The following is a 16317-nucleotide window of genomic DNA, read 5'->3' as shown; positions in this document are numbered from 1 at the left end:
TGATAAATCTTTTTCGGGTTCTGAATCTGTTTCCGTTTTCTGACTTCTACTGATTAATTCTGACCCCAGATTTAAATAGTTTTCAGTACCAACACTCTCGGGATTATATTTTATAATACTTAGTCCGTAACTAGGCGCTTCTCTTAGTTTTACATTTCGTTGTATAACGGTATTGAAAACCATAGATTCGAAATGTTTAATGAGTTCTTTTCTTAGTTGATTGGATATACTTGTTCTTGAATCGTACATCGTAATTAATAAGCCTTCGATATCGATGTCTGGGTTAGATGACTTCTTGATACTTTTAATGGTTATTAATAGTTTGCTTAAACCTTCTAGGGCATAAAATTCGCATTGTACAGGTATGATTACGGAATGACATGCCGTTAATGCGTTTAGTGTTAGTAGCCCGAATGAAGGGGAGCAGTCAATAATGATATAGTGATAATCTTTTATGACTTTACTTAGTGCGGTTTTTAGCATAAATAAATCCACGTTTTTAGATCTATTTATTTCTATGGATGCCAAACGTATGTTTGAGGGGATAAAATCGAAATGTGCCGAATCTGGTCTTACAATATTATTTTCAACTTTAAATGTATTCGTAAAAAAACTTAAACTACTGTATTTAATATCGGAAGGAACAAGACCAACCCCCGACGTAGCATTTGCTTGAGGGTCTAAGTCTATTAACAGCACTTTTTTGTCAAGTATACCCAGAGCATCGGCCAGATTAATAGACGTAGTGGTTTTGCCAACTCCGCCTTTTTGATTAGCGATTGCTATGATTTTGTTCATAAGTAGTGATAGTTAGGGAATAGTAAAAGTAAATTATTTTTGGGGATAATTAACAGAATTTACTGATATTTTATGCCAAATGAGAGTTTTTTGACACAAAAAAACACTTTTAATCGATAAGAATCTGTAAAATCTTAATCGCAGCATCGCTAATTTTGGTACCTGGACCAAATACGGCTATGGCACCAGCATCGAATAGGTATTGGTAATCTTGTTTTGGTATAACACCACCTACGATTACCATAATGTCGTCGCGACCATAAGCTTTTAATGCGTTAATAACTTGCGGAACAAGGGTTTTATGTCCGGCAGCCAATGAAGAAACTCCTAAAACATGCACGTCGTTTTCAACGGCTTGTTTGGCGGCTTCCTGAGGTGTTTGAAATAATGGGCCAATATCTACATCGAAACCAACATCTGCATAGCCTGTGGCTACTACTTTAGCACCACGGTCGTGACCGTCTTGTCCCATTTTAGCTATCATAATACGGGGTCTTCTACCGTCCTGTTCTGCAAAGATATCGGCTAATTGCTGTGCTTTTTTAAAGGATTCGTCGTTTTTAATTTCTTTACTATACACTCCAGAAAATGATTTTATTTGCGCTTTATATCGTCCAAATACAGCTTCTAAGGCATCACTAATCTCTCCAAGGGTAGCTCGCTCTCGGGCAGCTTCTACCGCTAAAGCTAACAAGTTTTTGCCTGCTTGAAATTCGGCATCTTCCGAATTTAAGGAAAATTTTGCTGCTTCGGTTAACTTTGAAAGTGCTTTGTTGACTTTTTCAGGGTCTCTATTGGCTCTTATTTGATCTAACCGCTCTATTTGCTGGTTTCTTACAGTTTGGTTGTCGACTTCGAGCGTAGAAATAATATCTTCTTCTTCGAGTCTGTATTTATTAACCCCAACAATAATATCCTGTCCGGAATCAATACGAGCTTGTTTTTTAGCGGCTGCTTCTTCAATTCGTATTTTGGGAATACCGGCTTCGATAGCTTTTGTCATTCCTCCTAAGTCTTCAACTTCTTCAATTAAAGCCCATGCTTTCTGGGCAATATCATGGGTTAATTTTTCTACATAATAGCTTCCGGCCCAAGGATCGACAGTTTTGGTAATTTTTGTTTCTTCTTGTAGATATATTTGTGTATTTCTGGCTATACGTGCAGAAAAATCGGTTGGTAAAGCGATGGCTTCGTCTAACGCATTGGTATGCAAACTTTGTGTGCCTCCAAAAGCTGCGGCTGCTGCTTCTATAGTTGTTCTGGCTATATTGTTAAATGGGTCTTGTTCTGTTAAACTCCAACCGCTGGTTTGGCAATGGGTACGTAATGCCAAGGATTTAGGGTTTTTCGGATTAAATTGTTTCACCAGTTTAGCCCAAAGCATACGTGCTGCGCGCATTTTGGCAATCTCCATAAAGTGATTCATACCTATAGCCCAAAAGAAAGATAGGCGAGGCGCAAAGGTATCGATATCCATGCCGGCAGCAAGTCCTTTTCTTATATATTCAAGACCGTCTGCCAGAGTATAAGCTAATTCTATATCGCAAGTGGCACCAGCTTCTTGCATATGGTATCCTGATATGCTAATGCTGTTGAATTTAGGCATGTTTTTACTGGTGTAATCAAAAATATCCGAAATAATTTTCATTGAAGGTGTAGGTGGATATATGTACGTATTACGTACCATAAACTCCTTTAAAATATCGTTTTGAATAGTACCGGCTAGTTGTTCTGGTTTTACACCTTGTTCTTCGGCAGCAACAATATAAAATGCCATAATGGGTAATACAGCACCATTCATGGTCATAGAAACCGACATTTTGTCTAGCGGGATTTGGTCGAAGAGAATTTTCATGTCTTCAACCGAATCAATAGCAACACCAGCTTTTCCTACATCGCCAACTACACGTTCATGGTCACTATCGTAACCTCTGTGGGTTGGCAGGTCGAATGCAACAGAAAGTCCTTTTTGTCCAGCTGCTAGATTACGCCTGTAAAAAGCATTGCTCTCTTCTGCTGTACTAAAGCCAGCGTATTGCCTAATAGTCCAGGGTCTTCTAACATACATTGTGCTGTATGGTCCCCTTAGGTTTGGTGCTATTCCTGCAACAAATCCGAGGTGTTCCAAATCTTTAATATCATCTTTTGTGTAAGATGATTTAACTTTGATGCCTTCGGCGGTTGAAAAAAAATCTAATGTTTCGGAGTTCGATTTTTTTTGCTCGCTATTTATTTCGATATGTTGAAGATCCTTTCTCAAAACTATTGGGGTTTCTTATTAAAATCTACTTTCGACTCAGGTTTGTTTAGGTTAACTTTAGAAAAATCGACATCAAAAAGTTTTGCATAAAACAAATCTAACGCAATGTAAGTTGCCAGATATTTATCTTTTATAGCTGATCTGTATTTGCTCATTAGAGGGGCTCCAAACAGTTTCGGACTCATACTATTGGTTGATACAAGTGAGTTGAAAGTTGTTTTTAAAGCAGCATCTTGTATTTTACTTGCTATACAACTTACTATAGGGCTGTTATAATTTAAATGACTTTTAACGTTATTGACATTCCATAAGATATTTTCGCTTTTTAATGCTTCGAATACTTTAAGGGTATGTGCGGAGACAATATCTTCGAATTTTGTTCTTCCATAAACAGTCGTTCTTACAAATTGGCTGTAGGCTTGGGTTTGAGATATATTTTTGTTTGTTTTGCTGTAGAATTTTAAAATATCGTTTTCAAAAGAATATAATGCTTCATGATACAGCTTAGAATTAAAATCGTCGCATGTTAATACGATATTATAATCGGCATATTTGTATTCCGAAAATTTGTTTTCGTTTTTACAGTTTAATAAAGTAAGTACTAATAAAAAAAGCGTAATAAAGTTAAAATTTTTGGTCATTTTAAGATTCAGTTTTTAGTCGTTCTTGTTCTATTTTTTCTGCTAATCGTTTTTCAATTATGGGTTCGATCAATGTTTTTCTTTGGTTTGTTTTTACAAAAGGATAGAGTTCTAACTCGTGTTTCATTTTGTCTTCTGCATTTGGATGTTTGTTAGTACCCAATAAAATGTTTTCTCCTGCATCAAATTGTTGATCTTCTTTTGTAGCGCTTTCTTTTATTTTTCGTTGAATGGTGCCATCTTTCAACTGTTTTAAAAAGCCACCGTTTTTTTCAATGTTTTTAAACAAATCTAAAGCCTTTTCAGTTAATTGATTTGTTAGTGATTCTATATAATAAGCACCATCTGAGGGGTTGTTTACAACATCGAAATAACTTTCGTGTTTTAAAACTAATAATTGGTTTCTGGCTATACGTTCTCCAAAAGCATTGTCTTTATGGTAGATGGCATCGTAAGGTAAATTATTGATGCTGTTAGCGCCTCCGAGAATAGCACTCATGCATTCGGTAGTGGTGCGGAGTGTATTGGTGTTATAATCGTATAATGTTTTGTTTCGTTTTGTTGGGGTTGCCAGAATATAGCAATTTGGATTTGCTTGATATGCTTTTGCTAATGTATCCCAAAGCATTCGTAAGGCACGTAGTTTTGCAATTTCGAAAAAGTAGTTTGTTCCAACCGATACATTAAAGGTTACTTCTAATATGGGTAGAATGTCTTTGTTGTTTTCGAAATGATTTAAGTATTCGTTAGCGTGTGCCAATGCGTATGCCAGTTGTTGAACGATATTTGCCCCTGCATTTTGGTACAGGGAGGCATTAATCGCAGCTTGTTTTGTATGGGTTGTTATGGCTTCAAACTTAGAAAAATCGTCGTTTAAATTATGGTGCCAGTTTCCGCTTTTTGCCAAATTTCCAATAATATCTGTATGGATATAGATTCCAGTATTGGAGCTGGCTGTTAATTGTTTTACGTATGCTTTGGAAAGGAATTGTAATTCAAAATAAAGCGGTGTTGATTCTGGATTAATGTTTTGTAATAAATCGTTAATTGAAATGTCTTCCGAAGGAATAATAAATTTAATGCTTTCTGCTCCTTTTTTTATAGCGTCTATGGCTTTTTCGTTAGATCTTTTAACATCGGCTACAAAAATAGATTGGCATATTTTCCATGTGGTGGTTTCTGTATTTGAAACTTTAGCATGTTCTTTAAGATCATCTGCATGGTAAAATGGTTTTACAGATATATCTTCATTGGTTTTCCAAACAAGGGTATCGTTATAATCGGCTCCTTTTAAATCGAACTGTATTTTTTGTTTCCATTGTTTGGCTGAAACAGAATCGAATTCATTAAACAACTTATTACTCATTTTTCTTAGCTTTTAAACTGTCTTCGTATTCAATAATATAGATTTCTTCATTATCGCGTTTCATATAGTATTCTTCACGCGCAAATTTTTCTAAGCCATCTTCTGTACGTAGTTTTTTTATGGCTTTGTTATCCTTTTCTATTTCTTTTTTATAATATTCTTTTTCGTTTTCTAAGGCTTCAATATCTGTGTTTAATTCGTGGTGTAATATCCATGAATTATCATCGAAAAACAGCATCCAAACTATAAAAGAGACTAAAATTAGGGTAAACCAATTTTTAAAGGGTTTAAAAAATTTATGTTTAAATAATGCCATTTATAGTTTATCGTTTATTATGGTTTTAACAATATCTACAGCTACTGTGTTGTATTTGTTATTTGGTATTATAATATCTGCATATTCTTTCATGGGTTCAATAAATTGATCGTGCATAGGTTTTAGCGTTGTTTGGTAACGTCCTAAAACTTCATCTAAATCTCTACCTCGTTCTGAGATATCACGCTTTAAACGTCTTATTAAACGTTCGTCTGTGTCGGCATGTACAAATATTTTAATATCAAACATATCCCGTAATTCCGGGTTTGTTAAAATTAAAATACCTTCAACGATCATAACTTTTCTGGGATGGGTTAAAATGGTATCTCCAGTTCTATTATGTTTAACAAAAGAATACACAGGTTGGTGTATGGGCTTGTTGTTTTTGAGCTCTTTTAAATGTTTGGCTAAAAGATCGAAATCGATTGAGCGCGGGTGATCAAAATTTATTTTCACACGTTCATCATAAGATAAATGTGAGGTGTCTTTGTAATAGGAATCCTGTGAAATCACGCCCACTTCTCCTTCGGGAAGTTCATTTAATATCTGGTCTACAACAGTAGTTTTTCCACAACCAGTACCGCCTGCAATTCCGATTATAAGCATTCTTGATATTATTCTAGTTAGTCTTTTACAAAGTTAGTTAAATGTTAAGTTATTTTATATGAAAAATCAGCTTATTTTTTAACTTTCGAGACTTCTTTTTCTGTAACTATTTTATCGTTTTTGTTTCCCCAACTATTTGTAATATAGTTCATAACATCTGCAACTTCGTCGTCGCTTAATCCTAAGGGAGCCATGTAGCCATCGTAAGTTTCTCCGTTAACAACAATAGCCCCTTTTTGGCCGTATTTAATACCTCTAATACTGGCTTCTCGATTTTTTTTAAGATAGTCTGAATTGGCTAATGGGGGATACACCTTTTCTACGCCTTTACCATCTGGCAAATGGCATGTTACGCAAAAGTCTGTATAGATCTCTTTACCTCTTTGTATACTTTCTTTTAAAGGGTCTATTTGTGGTTTGTGGTTTTGGTTTGTAGAAACGATTATTACAGAGAATAGAGCTATTAAACTCGTGGTGATTAATTTCATGTATTTGTTTTAATTTTTCGGAACAATTTTTATAATACCTAGACCCTCAATTCCTGCATAAATGTAGCCATCTGGCGCTTGAATAACACTTCTAACACGGCCTATGTTTTCGAAAAGTTTTTCGCGTTTCACTACTTTGTTGTTTTCTAGTACAAGTCTTTCTAAGTATTCAAATTTTAGAGAACCTACTAATACATTTCCTTTCCAGTTGGGATAGTTGTCTGAAGAAACAAACGTCATACCACTTGGAGCTATTGAAGGTACCCAATAGAATAGGGGTTGCTCCATGCCTTCTTTTTCGGTAAGATCTGTAAAGGAGGTACCATCGTAATTAATACCGTATGAAATAACAGGCCAACCAAAGTTTTTTCCTTTTTGTATAATGTTGATTTCATCTCCTCCTCGTGGACCATGTTCGTTAACCCAAATGTCTCCAGTAAATGGGTTTTTTGCCATGCCTTGCGGGTTTCTATGTCCGTAGCTGTAAATCGCCGTTTTAGCATTAGCTGTATTTATAAAAGGGTTGTCATCTGGAATACTACCATCGTCTTTTAATCTATATATTTTACCGCAATCTCTAGTTAAATCTTGTGGATTTACATCTCTGTTGCCGCGATCTCCTACAGAAAAATACATATACCCTTCGTTGTCGAATTCAATTCGAGATCCCCAATGTTGCCCTCGTTTAGTATTTGGCCCTGCTTTATAAAGCAATTGCGTTTCTACTAAAGTATTGTTGTTTAATTTGGTTCTTAAAATGGCTGTGTTGCCACCATCTCCTTCACCTTCCGATGATCCGTATGAGATATAAATCCAGCCGTTGTTTTGATAGTCGGGGTGCAGTTTAACATCCATTAAGCCACCTTGGCCCCGTACGTATATGTCTGGCAATCCTGCAATGGTTGTTTTTACACCGTTTTTAAAGTGTATGAGTTCTCCGGCTTTTTCGGTAATAAGCATACTACCGTCTGGTAAAAAAGCCATACCCCAGGGAATGTTTAAATCTGGGACAACGACTTCGTTGGTATAATCAATATTAGCAGGTGGATCAGCTTTTATTTCAGATTCCGTTTGCTGGGCACATGAGATACATGATATAAGGATTATTGCTAAGAATGATGAGATATTTTTCATGGCTTTTTTGTTTAAAGATGCTTTAAAACGTATAATTTATATGTATTCCTGTATAGTAGTTTACAGGGTTTCCAGGGTAATAATACCTTGGCGCATTTCCATTAAAACCAGATGCATTTATTAAAATTTGAGATGCATAAGCTTTATCAAAGATATTATTTATACCGAAGAAAATATTTAAGTTTAGCTTTTTATTAAGAAATGTGTTATATCCCATTTTTAAGTTTGTTAAGCTGTAATTGTCTGAATATAGGTCGTTACTATCGGTAATAGGCATATCGCTTACGTATTGAAAGTTTATGTTACCGTAAATTCCAAATGATGATTCAACATCGACTCCTGCATTAAAAACATCTGAAGGTACACCTGTTAAATCGTTACCCGAAAAATCATTTTCACCATCAATAAATTTTTTGAATTTAAAATGATTTAGGGTGTAATTAGCAAATGAGTTTATTGTTAAAATGTCTTTTTGAAGCCATTGGTAATTTAACGCTAATTCTAATCCGTTATGTTCTGTGCTTCCGGCATTTATTCCGATAAATTCATCTTGAGCTGTTCTACGGGAAACCAAAAGATTTTTTATAGCTAAACGGTAAAGTGCTAAATTAAATTGTAAGCGATCGTTTATTATCGTGCCTCGTGTGCCAATTTCGTAATTCCATCCGGTTTCTGGTTTAAGATTTGTGTTTATTTGTCCGTCGGGTAATAATGCTTCATTTAATGTAATAGGAGAGAAGCCATGGCTAATACTTGAATAAACATTAATGTTTTTTGTGACTAAATAGGATATGCCGAATTTTGGGGATAGTATATGTTTAAATGTAAAACTCCCGGATTGATCTGGATTATTTTCTGTGATAGGGAATCTGTCTTTTAACTGGTATGACGTCTGATTTAGATTTAAACCTATGGTTAGGGTCGTTTTTTCTGAAAGTTCGTAAATGGTTTCAAAAAATGCGTTGTAATAATTTCTTTTTTCTTTGAAATTAGATAAACTATTACCTTCTACACTTCCGGTACCATCGGGGAAATCTCGATATAAGTTTTCAAAAGTTTTAGATTTGTAGGTATCTCTAAACAATTCACCGCCAAGTGTCCAGTTAAAAGGTTTTCCTAAAAGTTTAGAATTTCCTAAAATTCGACTTCTAATACCTATTGCTAAGGTGTTTTCTTTTAAAATATTGAAAGGTCTGGGTTCGTAGGCATCGTAAAAAGACGAGAAGATACTCGTTATTTGTTTTATGTTCTTGTTGTATTGGTGATTCCACGACAGGCCGAAAACGCCTCGTTTGGAATCTTCGAACCCACGAGCTGTTTTCCATGTAAATGCAGCGGTTTTAGGATTGTTTAAATAGTCTTCTTGGTTGATCGAGCTGGGTATAAATGCTTTTAAGTCTATATAACTGGCTAAAAAAGAGAGTTCGTTTTTTGGGCTTAAATAATGGTTTGAGTTTATAGTCATGGTTTGCCTATCGTATGTGTTGTTTTCGCGGTAGCCATCACTGTGGGTGTTGCTATAAACGGCTCTAAAACTATTGGTTGTAGTGCCATGGTTTGCATTTATAATGCTTTTTAATAATCCAAAAGAGCCGGCAGAAAGTTTGCTGCTTATATTGGATTGATTAGTAAAGGCATTCTTTGTGGTTAGGTGAATAGTACCCCCAAGACCAGCACCATAAATACTGGAAGCGGCTCCTTTTATAATTTCGAATCGAGATATGGTATGTAGCTCAAAATCTTCAATGGTAGTTTCTCCGCTTCCTGTTGTTAAAGGGATGTCTTTATAATAGGCTCTTATTTTTGCTGTTCCAAACAAGTTTCTGGAACCAATACCTCGAATTGTAATTCGATTGGTGTTAAGCGCTCCACTTTGCATGAATACACCGGGAGTCCTGTTTAAAATAGGGGCTATATTAGTATCGTTGCCAAGTTCAATATCTTTTAAGGTAATAATACTTGTGGATGTTGCTACCTTTTTTAATTTTTCTGGAATATGATTTGAGTTGATAATAACTTCATTTAATTCGGAAGGGTTAATGCTTAACTGAATAATATGGTACGTGTCGTTTTTTAATTCAAGAATCTTTTCGAGGTATCCTTCTTTTTTTAATGAATATGTGCCAGCTTCACTGGTTTCAAAAGTTCCGTTTGAATTAGAAACTGTCTTGTTTTTGGTGTCGAGGTTTGTTACTTGTACGTTTGATAATGGGATACTATTGTCGCCATCAATAACTTTTCCTTTAATTTTTGATTGTCCTAGGGCAGAGAAGGTAAAGCTAATAATACATACGAAAACAATTCTTTTTCTTATAATATACACAAGTAAATAGTATGATTTAGATGTGCTAAATTATAGTTTTTTTGAGAATATGTTTTTAATTGTATAAAGGGATAAATATTTTTAATATTTATGAGTTGCAAAATGAATAAAAAAACTATATTTGCAGTCCTAAAATGATAACCGATTCGGGGTGTACCACGCTAAGGCGTGGCAGGTCTATGCCCGGTCAAAGATGACGCCGAAGGAGTTATTATCGCGCCGCGTTTGGGACGCGGAGGTCGTCACGCTTGAGGCGTGACCACTCAATAAAGATATGGAGTATGTAGTATATATATTATATAGTCAAAAACGTTCCCGATATTATGTAGGTCAAACCAATAATATCAAAAAAAGAATAGAAAGACATAATAAAGATTTAGTTCCTTCAACAAAAGGTGGATCACCGTGGAAGCTGATAAAAACTTTAGAAGTTACAAATAGGTCTGAAGCATTGAAGTTGGAAAATAAGATAAAGAAAAGAGGAGCTAAACGATATTTAGAAGATAACCAATTCGGGGTGTAGCGTAGCCCGGTTATCGCGCCGCGTTTGGGACGCGGAGGTCGCAGGTTCGAATCCTGCCACCCCGACAACCTAGTAATAGGTTAAAACAAAACACTGTTAATCTTTTGATTTTCAGTGTTTTTTGTTTTTACACATTTTTTTGGTGCCAAATAAAAGGTTGCAGTAATAAAATGTATTTTTTCTTGATCTCGTATAATGTAACCTTCTTTCAAATTTTATACTCTTGGTTGATTAATGTCCCGCTAAGTCGGGAGACTTTGCGGAGCAGGGGGTTTTTACTCACAAACCTTTCGGTTTTGGACTGACCTTTATTTAATGTTTATACTTTCGTTTTATCGCTTAAACCGCTATTGCCTATACACATTGTTCTCTGCTGGCTTTTCTTCATTCGGCTTGTTAGTCAGCGTTGGTAAAGACACACTCTTTTGTAATTTTGGGCTTGTGAGTTGGCTTGAGCGAATTGCAAATGTGTATGGCTTTCTGCTCGGGTATTTCAGTTAATGGTATTCATTTTTTGCATTAATAATCTTCCAATAATCATTTTTGTTAGAAACATAAAAATAAAATTCATAAGTATTAGATTCATTGCAAGGGTCTTTTGCAAAATATCTTGCATAAATAATCTCTAAATTGTCATTAATAACTTCAATATTTTTTATAGAATAAATATTTACGTTTGTTATGCAACCAAAACCTTTGTTGGATGTGAATTTACTTTCATTTCCCCAACTTGGGTTATTTGTAAGTTTGTGAGCTTTGATGTATAATTTTTTATTTAAGAAATTTAGAAAACTTCTAACTGCATCTTCTGCACTTGAAGGGACTTCTTTCTTCTTCAATATGTCAATATTCGGATTTTTAGGGTTATATAATCTGATTATTTTCCAATCGTTATTATATTTCTTTAAATGGAAGTCAAAATCTCTATTTGAGTTAACTAGTGATTTGTCAACTGTTCCGCTATATTTAACGTTAATAATAGTATCTGCACCATATTTTGAATAATAAGATTTGCCTTTAAACTCGCTGATTTCAGTTATTTTCCAATTTTTTAAATACGTTTTGAAATTGTCTAACGAATTCCATTTGGCGTGATTAGTAAGTTTGTAGGCTTCATAATAATTTTCATTATTCAAGGCGTCAAAAAATGTTTTTATTGTATTAATCGCAGTAGTTTGCTCATTTTTTACATTAAAAAACTTTTCTTGGATTAAGTCAGATTTTTGCCAAATGAAAAAAACTATGGATAAAACAACAAGAGTTAAAAACATATAATTAAATCGTTTTTTTACTCTTTTCTTTCTTTTATCTGAAACAAAATAAATTCTTTCGCATTGTGGACAAATATAATTTATTACATCATCATCATTCTTTTTCCCAATTGATAATTGATGTTTTAAGTTGGTGCAAAATTTCATATTCAGTCTGGAAATTTAATTTCTTGTCCAATTTTAATTTTGCTTATATCCGATATCTTATTAAATTCCGCAATTTGATCAGTTGAGAAATTACTTCCATTCGATTCATTAAACTCAATTACTATTTTTCGTAATGTTTCTCCGCTTTTAACGGTATGTGAACGGTTCTTAATTTCACTTGAAGTATTTAAATTATTATTAGATGACGGTGCTTTATTCTTATATACAGACAATTGCCCTTCTAAAACCTCAATTTCGTCATTTAATGATTTAATTCTTAGTTTATAATTTTCTATTTCTTCATTACTGCTTTTTCCTCCTCCGAATAAAGTAAGTAATAGCAAAATTATTAATATAAGAGTATTTATTTTTGAAAACGAAAACTTCATTTTATCAATAGCTCGTTCCGAATTCCTATTTTGTTCAATTTCACTTTTTTTAACTTTATCATCTTCTAAAGATGAATTTATACTAGTTATAAAGGGGGCATCCCTAATTTTTTCAACAATCCTTTCAGGATTTAAATCTACTAATACACTTTCATCATCTAGTATTGGCTCTAAATAGCTTTTAAAGTCCGTTAAGAAATTATTTTTGAAGACATTTATAAGTTTATCAAGTTTAGTAGCAACATCATTGAAAGAATTGATTAAAAAGTGTCTTTCATTATTCGAATTATCATCAAAGATATTAGCATTTTTAACTATGCCTTTATTTATAAAATCTTCAATATAATCGAGGATTTTTTTCTGACCGATAGGGTTGATTTTTAAATTTTCTATCTCAATCCATACGCCAAAGTTTCTGCCTCCTCTAGACTTTCCGTGTTGACCGATACCAGTTAAACCATATTCGATATACTTTACTCTACTTCTTTTTTGGTTAATTGAATATTTACACTCAACCTTGTGTTTAGAAGTTGATTTATCTAAACCATTAACTAAGTTGGAATACTTAGTTGGATATGAAGTAAAACCTTCGGCTGGTGAACCAAAAAAGAAAACTTCTATTTGTTCTTTATTACTCATAATTACTTTTTCTTATCCAAACCAATTAACTGACTTAAAACATCTTTCAATATGCTTCCATAGCTCTTTGGGATAAAAATTATCAGAGTGTATCCATCTTTGGTGTTGACTATCAGGAATATCTTGAAAATCTCCATTAGAAAATGGAACAAATTTTACTGGAATTCCTAAGTCTTTCAATGAACCTAAAAAGTCGCTATAATTAGGATTATTGTAAACGAGTTTTTTGAATTCTTTTACGTTTGGTTTATTACGGTCATATAAGTTTCTTTGTCTATCCGCTTTATTGTAAAGAATAATAACATCATCTTTCTTTTTATTCATCATACTAACAAGTCTAGATAATCTTGAAGAATAAGCCATTGGGTCGCTATTCATTAACATTCCTTCTTCAAAAAAGAAAACAAAGACCTTATTAATTTTACTATTGTTAAATATACTTGTAAGGTACGCTGGAAAACCAATATCGTGTGGATTTTTTAAGTCAAAATAAGCCTCTCCAGGTGCTTCTAAAAATTGACAATGTAGCTTTGCATTTTTAAACACATCCAATACTAAAAAATCCATATTAGCTGTACGTTTAGCATTAAAATTTGGTTGATGCAAATCGTCCTTGAATTCATTTATAGATTCAATATAGCGTTTGTCCTTTCTATACGTCTGGTTAGGCTCAATTTTTATGTTCCGAGTGTTTTTTAGATAATGAATTAAACGCATTAGCGTAACGGTTTTACCAACTTCTCGTGGACCAACAAAAACCACCACGTTTTCATGTAGTTGCCCAGTTATCACTTCTTGAATCGTAGTTGGTTCCTCTTTTTCTAATTTTGGTTTTGAAACCAATTCATCATCATTTTTAATCGTGTTTTCGGAATCATTATCAATATTCCATTTATCATTATTTTTTTCCATAATTTAATCTTCTTCTTTAAGTATTACAAAATAAAATATTATGAATGCTGCTACATCTAGCACTAGTGCAATAGCAACGCTAAGCCAAAAAGAACTCAAGTATTGTCCAGGCTTCTCTTTAGGATAATTTTTGACAAAAGGGATTAGGTAAGGTATCTTTTCCAGTTTAAAACTTGGAACAGGTAACTCCAATTTCTTTTCAAACTTTTTTGTTTTGGTAAATTCATCAACACTATTAATATTCTGAACTAAACCAGTATTGTAACATTCATACAACTGATTATAGTATTCGTGAGCATCAGAAATAGTCTGTTTAACTTCTAAGCCGTCTAAATCGGATAAATAATTATTTTGTTTTTTTAAATCCAATATTATTTTTGTCCTCTTATCAATATCGTTACAGTCATCTAATTCCTTAATAATATTATTCATTGATGTAATACGATTGTCCAATTCAGAAAACATTCTTGCTGCCATTTCATTGGCGAGTTTCCTACAATTGGATTCATTCTTTTGCCTTCCCGATGGTGGCGATATTGAAAATCCTGGCATACTTTTTTGAACTTTACTCATTAAAGAGTCAGCTACTTTTCCGTGACCACAATTTTCTGGATTTTTTACTTCTTCTTTATAATCTATAATCCTACTTGAAACATACTGTCGGTAATCTTCGATAACTTGGTCTCCTACAGTTTTTTTATTTTTTTCTATTGTCTCTAAAGCTATTGTAGCATCATTCAGTTCATTTTTCCTTATATCCTGTAATTTAAGTTGAGTAAATAATTTATGAGTATTTGTTGATAAACTTACTGCCCACAGAATTAAAAAAACTACTATGACAAATAGAAGTTTAAGAACACCAATTCGTCTGTCCTCAATAGTGTCTTTAATTACGCCTAATAAAAGTGCAATTATCATTACAATAGCTATAGCAATAGCATATGTAACAATCTTTGGTAAATCAAATGAAGAGTTTAGTGATTCTGCTGTTGCCCACACACTAATTGCAGAAATTACGAGATAAGTAATAATACCAAAGACTTTTTTTGTGGTTATAGGCCCATCAAGGGCATTGTAAAAAATTCCCATATATTATAATTTAAGTATTAATTTATTTGATTCATTATTTATTTCCCAACTTTTAAATCTATCAAGAAATGATTTTCCTAATAAGAGTACATCTTTTGATTTGTTTACCGAACATAACACATTCTTAACTAATACGTTATTGATTTTGACGTAAGGTATAATAAATCGATTAGATTGAACTACACTACCATCAGCAATTGTATATAGTCCAGGTTTTAAGTATTCTTTTTGATTGATTATATTTTTGCTTAAGAGTTCTTGTTCAAAACTTTCTGATATAGATACATCACTTGCACCTGAATCTAAAATAGCGTTAGTCTCTAATCCTCCAATGTTGATTGTTAGAAATGATACACCATTTTTTTTCTCTAAGTCAATTATTTCATTATTTGTTTTTGATTGATTAATTATTTGGTTAAATGTTAAGTCTCGTTTTTGCCCATTTAACCTCTTCATTTCATAAATGATATAATTAAGAGCGATAAAAACCTTATTCTGGCTTTTTATATTATTTAAATAAAAGAGATGAAGGTAGTCATAGTGATTGTAAGTATTTGGTCTATCAGAAAATTCTTTTGAGAATGATATTTTTATGGCTTCGTTTTCCATTAAAAAACAATTTTTTGTGCCATTTTTACATTTTAATGATACTGTTTTTTTCGTCTTATATTCGTTAGTAAATACCTCAGAAATATTTGAAATATCAAAAGTTATTTCATTGAATTTAATTTCACTATTCAAATATTCATATTTAATAACATCATTGTTATTTTCCCAATAATATTTGACACTAATTTCATTTTCATAGATACTAATATCTATTTTTTGATTCCCCTCATAGATATTGTCTTTTTTTGATAATTCATCGTTGACTATACTTTCAAGATAAATTACTGCGTCATTCACACTTAATTCCTGACCCTGACAAATATTGTGTGTAAGAAATAATGTGAAATATAATGTACTTAAAAAAGTATAGGATAATAGGCTCTTTTGTTTTTTTAAGTTTGGCTTTTTAGCGTTGAGAAAAAACAAATGTGCTTGTGAGCGTTGGCTAATCTTATATTTATTTTTTTTCTTGTTCATTTCGTCTGTTTGTTACAGCTTGCAGAGAACGTCTCTTGTATGGTGCATATGCATTATACAAATTGTTGTAGTGGGTTTTTATTCAGTTAATGTTCTTTTATTTCCGCAAGCAGCACATAATTTAGCTTTTGGAGTTCTGTATGATTTTCCACATTTTTCACAATCAGGTCCAATTTGTCCAAGAGAGTGATGCATAATAGCATTCGGTTCCGTTTCTCCAAATCCCGTCAAATCATTATAATAGTCTAATAACTCTTTGAAACGTTCTTGTCTGTCTTTTTTCAAAACTTTAAATCCTTTCGCATAAAGTTTAGATGCAATCGCATGCT

15 protein-coding genes, 1 tRNA gene and 1 pseudogene are annotated in these 16317 nt (G+C 33.1%); 2 read left to right on the top strand and 15 right to left on the bottom strand.

All coding sequences use genetic code 11. From position 1 onward, the window contains the following. Positions 1-39 precede the first annotated feature (39 nt). The 9 genes and pseudogenes from C1H87_RS06325 to C1H87_RS06285 form a co-directional block, all read right to left on the bottom strand. Positions 40-798 (bottom strand): annotated as a pseudogene (locus C1H87_RS06325) (ParA family protein); the annotation flags it as partial. Between the two features lie 109 nt (positions 799-907). Continuing rightward, entirely contained in the window at positions 908-3058 is a 2151-nt protein-coding gene (gene scpA / locus C1H87_RS06320; protein ID WP_102754998.1) for a methylmalonyl-CoA mutase, read from the bottom strand. Between the two features lie 2 nt (positions 3059-3060). Further along, positions 3061-3699 carry a hypothetical protein gene (locus tag C1H87_RS06315; RefSeq protein ID WP_102754997.1) on the bottom strand — a complete coding sequence of 213 codons (639 nt, stop codon included), beginning with the start codon at positions 3697-3699 and terminating at the stop codon, positions 3061-3063. Between the two features lies 1 nt (position 3700). Then, positions 3701-5065 carry a methylmalonyl-CoA mutase subunit beta gene (locus C1H87_RS06310; protein WP_102754996.1) on the bottom strand — a complete coding sequence of 455 codons (1365 nt, stop codon included), beginning with the start codon at positions 5063-5065 and terminating at the stop codon, positions 3701-3703. Continuing rightward, the gene (locus C1H87_RS06305; protein WP_102754995.1) at positions 5058-5381 is read right to left on the bottom strand and encodes an FtsB family cell division protein; all 324 of its coding nucleotides are present in this window, start codon (positions 5379-5381) and stop codon (positions 5058-5060) included. Before C1H87_RS06305 ends, C1H87_RS06310 begins: the two co-directional genes overlap by 8 nt. Continuing rightward, on the bottom strand, positions 5382-5987 hold the full coding sequence (gene udk, locus C1H87_RS06300) for a uridine kinase (RefSeq protein WP_102754994.1): 606 nt from the start codon (positions 5985-5987) through the stop codon (positions 5382-5384). 71 nt (positions 5988-6058) lie between these two features. Further along, positions 6059-6475 carry a c-type cytochrome gene (locus C1H87_RS06295; protein ID WP_102754993.1) on the bottom strand — a complete coding sequence of 139 codons (417 nt, stop codon included), beginning with the start codon at positions 6473-6475 and terminating at the stop codon, positions 6059-6061. Between the two features lie 9 nt (positions 6476-6484). Then, positions 6485-7609, bottom strand: coding sequence for a PQQ-dependent sugar dehydrogenase (locus C1H87_RS06290; protein WP_102754992.1), 1125 nt, complete (start codon positions 7607-7609; stop codon positions 6485-6487). Between the two features lie 22 nt (positions 7610-7631). After that, positions 7632-9932 carry a TonB-dependent receptor gene (locus C1H87_RS06285; protein ID WP_233783368.1) on the bottom strand — a complete coding sequence of 767 codons (2301 nt, stop codon included), beginning with the start codon at positions 9930-9932 and terminating at the stop codon, positions 7632-7634. Between the two features lie 274 nt (positions 9933-10206). Here C1H87_RS06285 and C1H87_RS06280 point away from each other — a divergent pair, with 274 nt between their 5' ends. Together C1H87_RS06280 and C1H87_RS06275 are read left to right on the top strand one after the other, a co-directional pair. Beyond that, entirely contained in the window at positions 10207-10455 is a 249-nt protein-coding gene (locus C1H87_RS06280; RefSeq protein WP_102754991.1) for a GIY-YIG nuclease family protein, read from the top strand. Further along, positions 10446-10520: transfer RNA gene (locus C1H87_RS06275), tRNA-Pro, on the top strand. The genes C1H87_RS06280 and C1H87_RS06275 overlap by 10 nt, the downstream gene beginning before the upstream one ends. A 432-nt stretch (positions 10521-10952) precedes the next feature. Here C1H87_RS06275 and C1H87_RS06270 read toward each other — a convergent pair. The 6 genes from C1H87_RS06270 to C1H87_RS06245 all read right to left on the bottom strand — a co-directional run bounded on the left by C1H87_RS06270 (position 10953) and on the right by C1H87_RS06245 (position 16273). Beyond that, on the bottom strand, positions 10953-11873 hold the full coding sequence (locus tag C1H87_RS06270) for a hypothetical protein (RefSeq protein WP_102754990.1): 921 nt from the start codon (positions 11871-11873) through the stop codon (positions 10953-10955). 2 nt (positions 11874-11875) lie between these two features. Further along, on the bottom strand, positions 11876-12901 hold the full coding sequence (locus C1H87_RS06265) for a LysM peptidoglycan-binding domain-containing protein (protein WP_102754989.1): 1026 nt from the start codon (positions 12899-12901) through the stop codon (positions 11876-11878). 12 nt (positions 12902-12913) lie between these two features. Continuing rightward, positions 12914-13813 carry a hypothetical protein gene (locus C1H87_RS06260; protein ID WP_102754988.1) on the bottom strand — a complete coding sequence of 300 codons (900 nt, stop codon included), beginning with the start codon at positions 13811-13813 and terminating at the stop codon, positions 12914-12916. 3 nt (positions 13814-13816) lie between these two features. Then, a complete protein-coding gene (locus tag C1H87_RS06255) occupies positions 13817-14902 on the bottom strand; it encodes a hypothetical protein (RefSeq protein WP_102754987.1) in 1086 nt (361 codons plus the stop codon). 3 nt (positions 14903-14905) lie between these two features. Further along, on the bottom strand, positions 14906-15988 hold the full coding sequence (locus tag C1H87_RS06250) for a retropepsin-like aspartic protease (RefSeq protein ID WP_102754986.1): 1083 nt from the start codon (positions 15986-15988) through the stop codon (positions 14906-14908). Between the two features lie 78 nt (positions 15989-16066). Next, positions 16067-16273, bottom strand: coding sequence for a hypothetical protein (locus C1H87_RS06245; protein WP_199769339.1), 207 nt, complete (start codon positions 16271-16273; stop codon positions 16067-16069). Between the last annotated feature and the right edge of the window lie 44 nt (positions 16274-16317).

The sequence above is a fragment of the Flavivirga eckloniae genome (genome assembly GCF_002886045.1).
Lineage (GTDB): Bacteria > Bacteroidota > Bacteroidia > Flavobacteriales > Flavobacteriaceae > Flavivirga > Flavivirga eckloniae.
This window is presented reverse-complemented; position numbering and strand designations above follow the sequence as displayed.

Coding starts and splice junctions, on each gene's coding strand:
- C1H87_RS06260 (WP_102754988.1), bottom strand. CDS start 13,813: ATGGAAAAAAATAATGATAAATGGAATATTGATAATGATTCCGAAAAC.
- C1H87_RS06310 (WP_102754996.1), bottom strand. CDS start 5,065: ATGAGTAATAAGTTGTTTAATGAATTCGATTCTGTTTCAGCCAAACAA.
- udk (WP_102754994.1), bottom strand. CDS start 5,987: ATGCTTATAATCGGAATTGCAGGCGGTACTGGTTGTGGAAAAACTACT.
- C1H87_RS06315 (WP_102754997.1), bottom strand. CDS start 3,699: ATGACCAAAAATTTTAACTTTATTACGCTTTTTTTATTAGTACTTACT.
- C1H87_RS06265 (WP_102754989.1), bottom strand. CDS start 12,901: ATGAGTAATAAAGAACAAATAGAAGTTTTCTTTTTTGGTTCACCAGCC.
- C1H87_RS06270 (WP_102754990.1), bottom strand. CDS start 11,873: ATGAAATTTTGCACCAACTTAAAACATCAATTATCAATTGGGAAAAAG.
- C1H87_RS06250 (WP_102754986.1), bottom strand. CDS start 15,988: ATGAACAAGAAAAAAAATAAATATAAGATTAGCCAACGCTCACAAGCA.
- C1H87_RS06255 (WP_102754987.1), bottom strand. CDS start 14,902: ATGGGAATTTTTTACAATGCCCTTGATGGGCCTATAACCACAAAAAAA.
- C1H87_RS06280 (WP_102754991.1), top strand. CDS start 10,207: ATGGAGTATGTAGTATATATATTATATAGTCAAAAACGTTCCCGATAT.
- C1H87_RS06290 (WP_102754992.1), bottom strand. CDS start 7,609: ATGAAAAATATCTCATCATTCTTAGCAATAATCCTTATATCATGTATC.
- C1H87_RS06295 (WP_102754993.1), bottom strand. CDS start 6,475: ATGAAATTAATCACCACGAGTTTAATAGCTCTATTCTCTGTAATAATC.
- C1H87_RS06305 (WP_102754995.1), bottom strand. CDS start 5,381: ATGGCATTATTTAAACATAAATTTTTTAAACCCTTTAAAAATTGGTTT.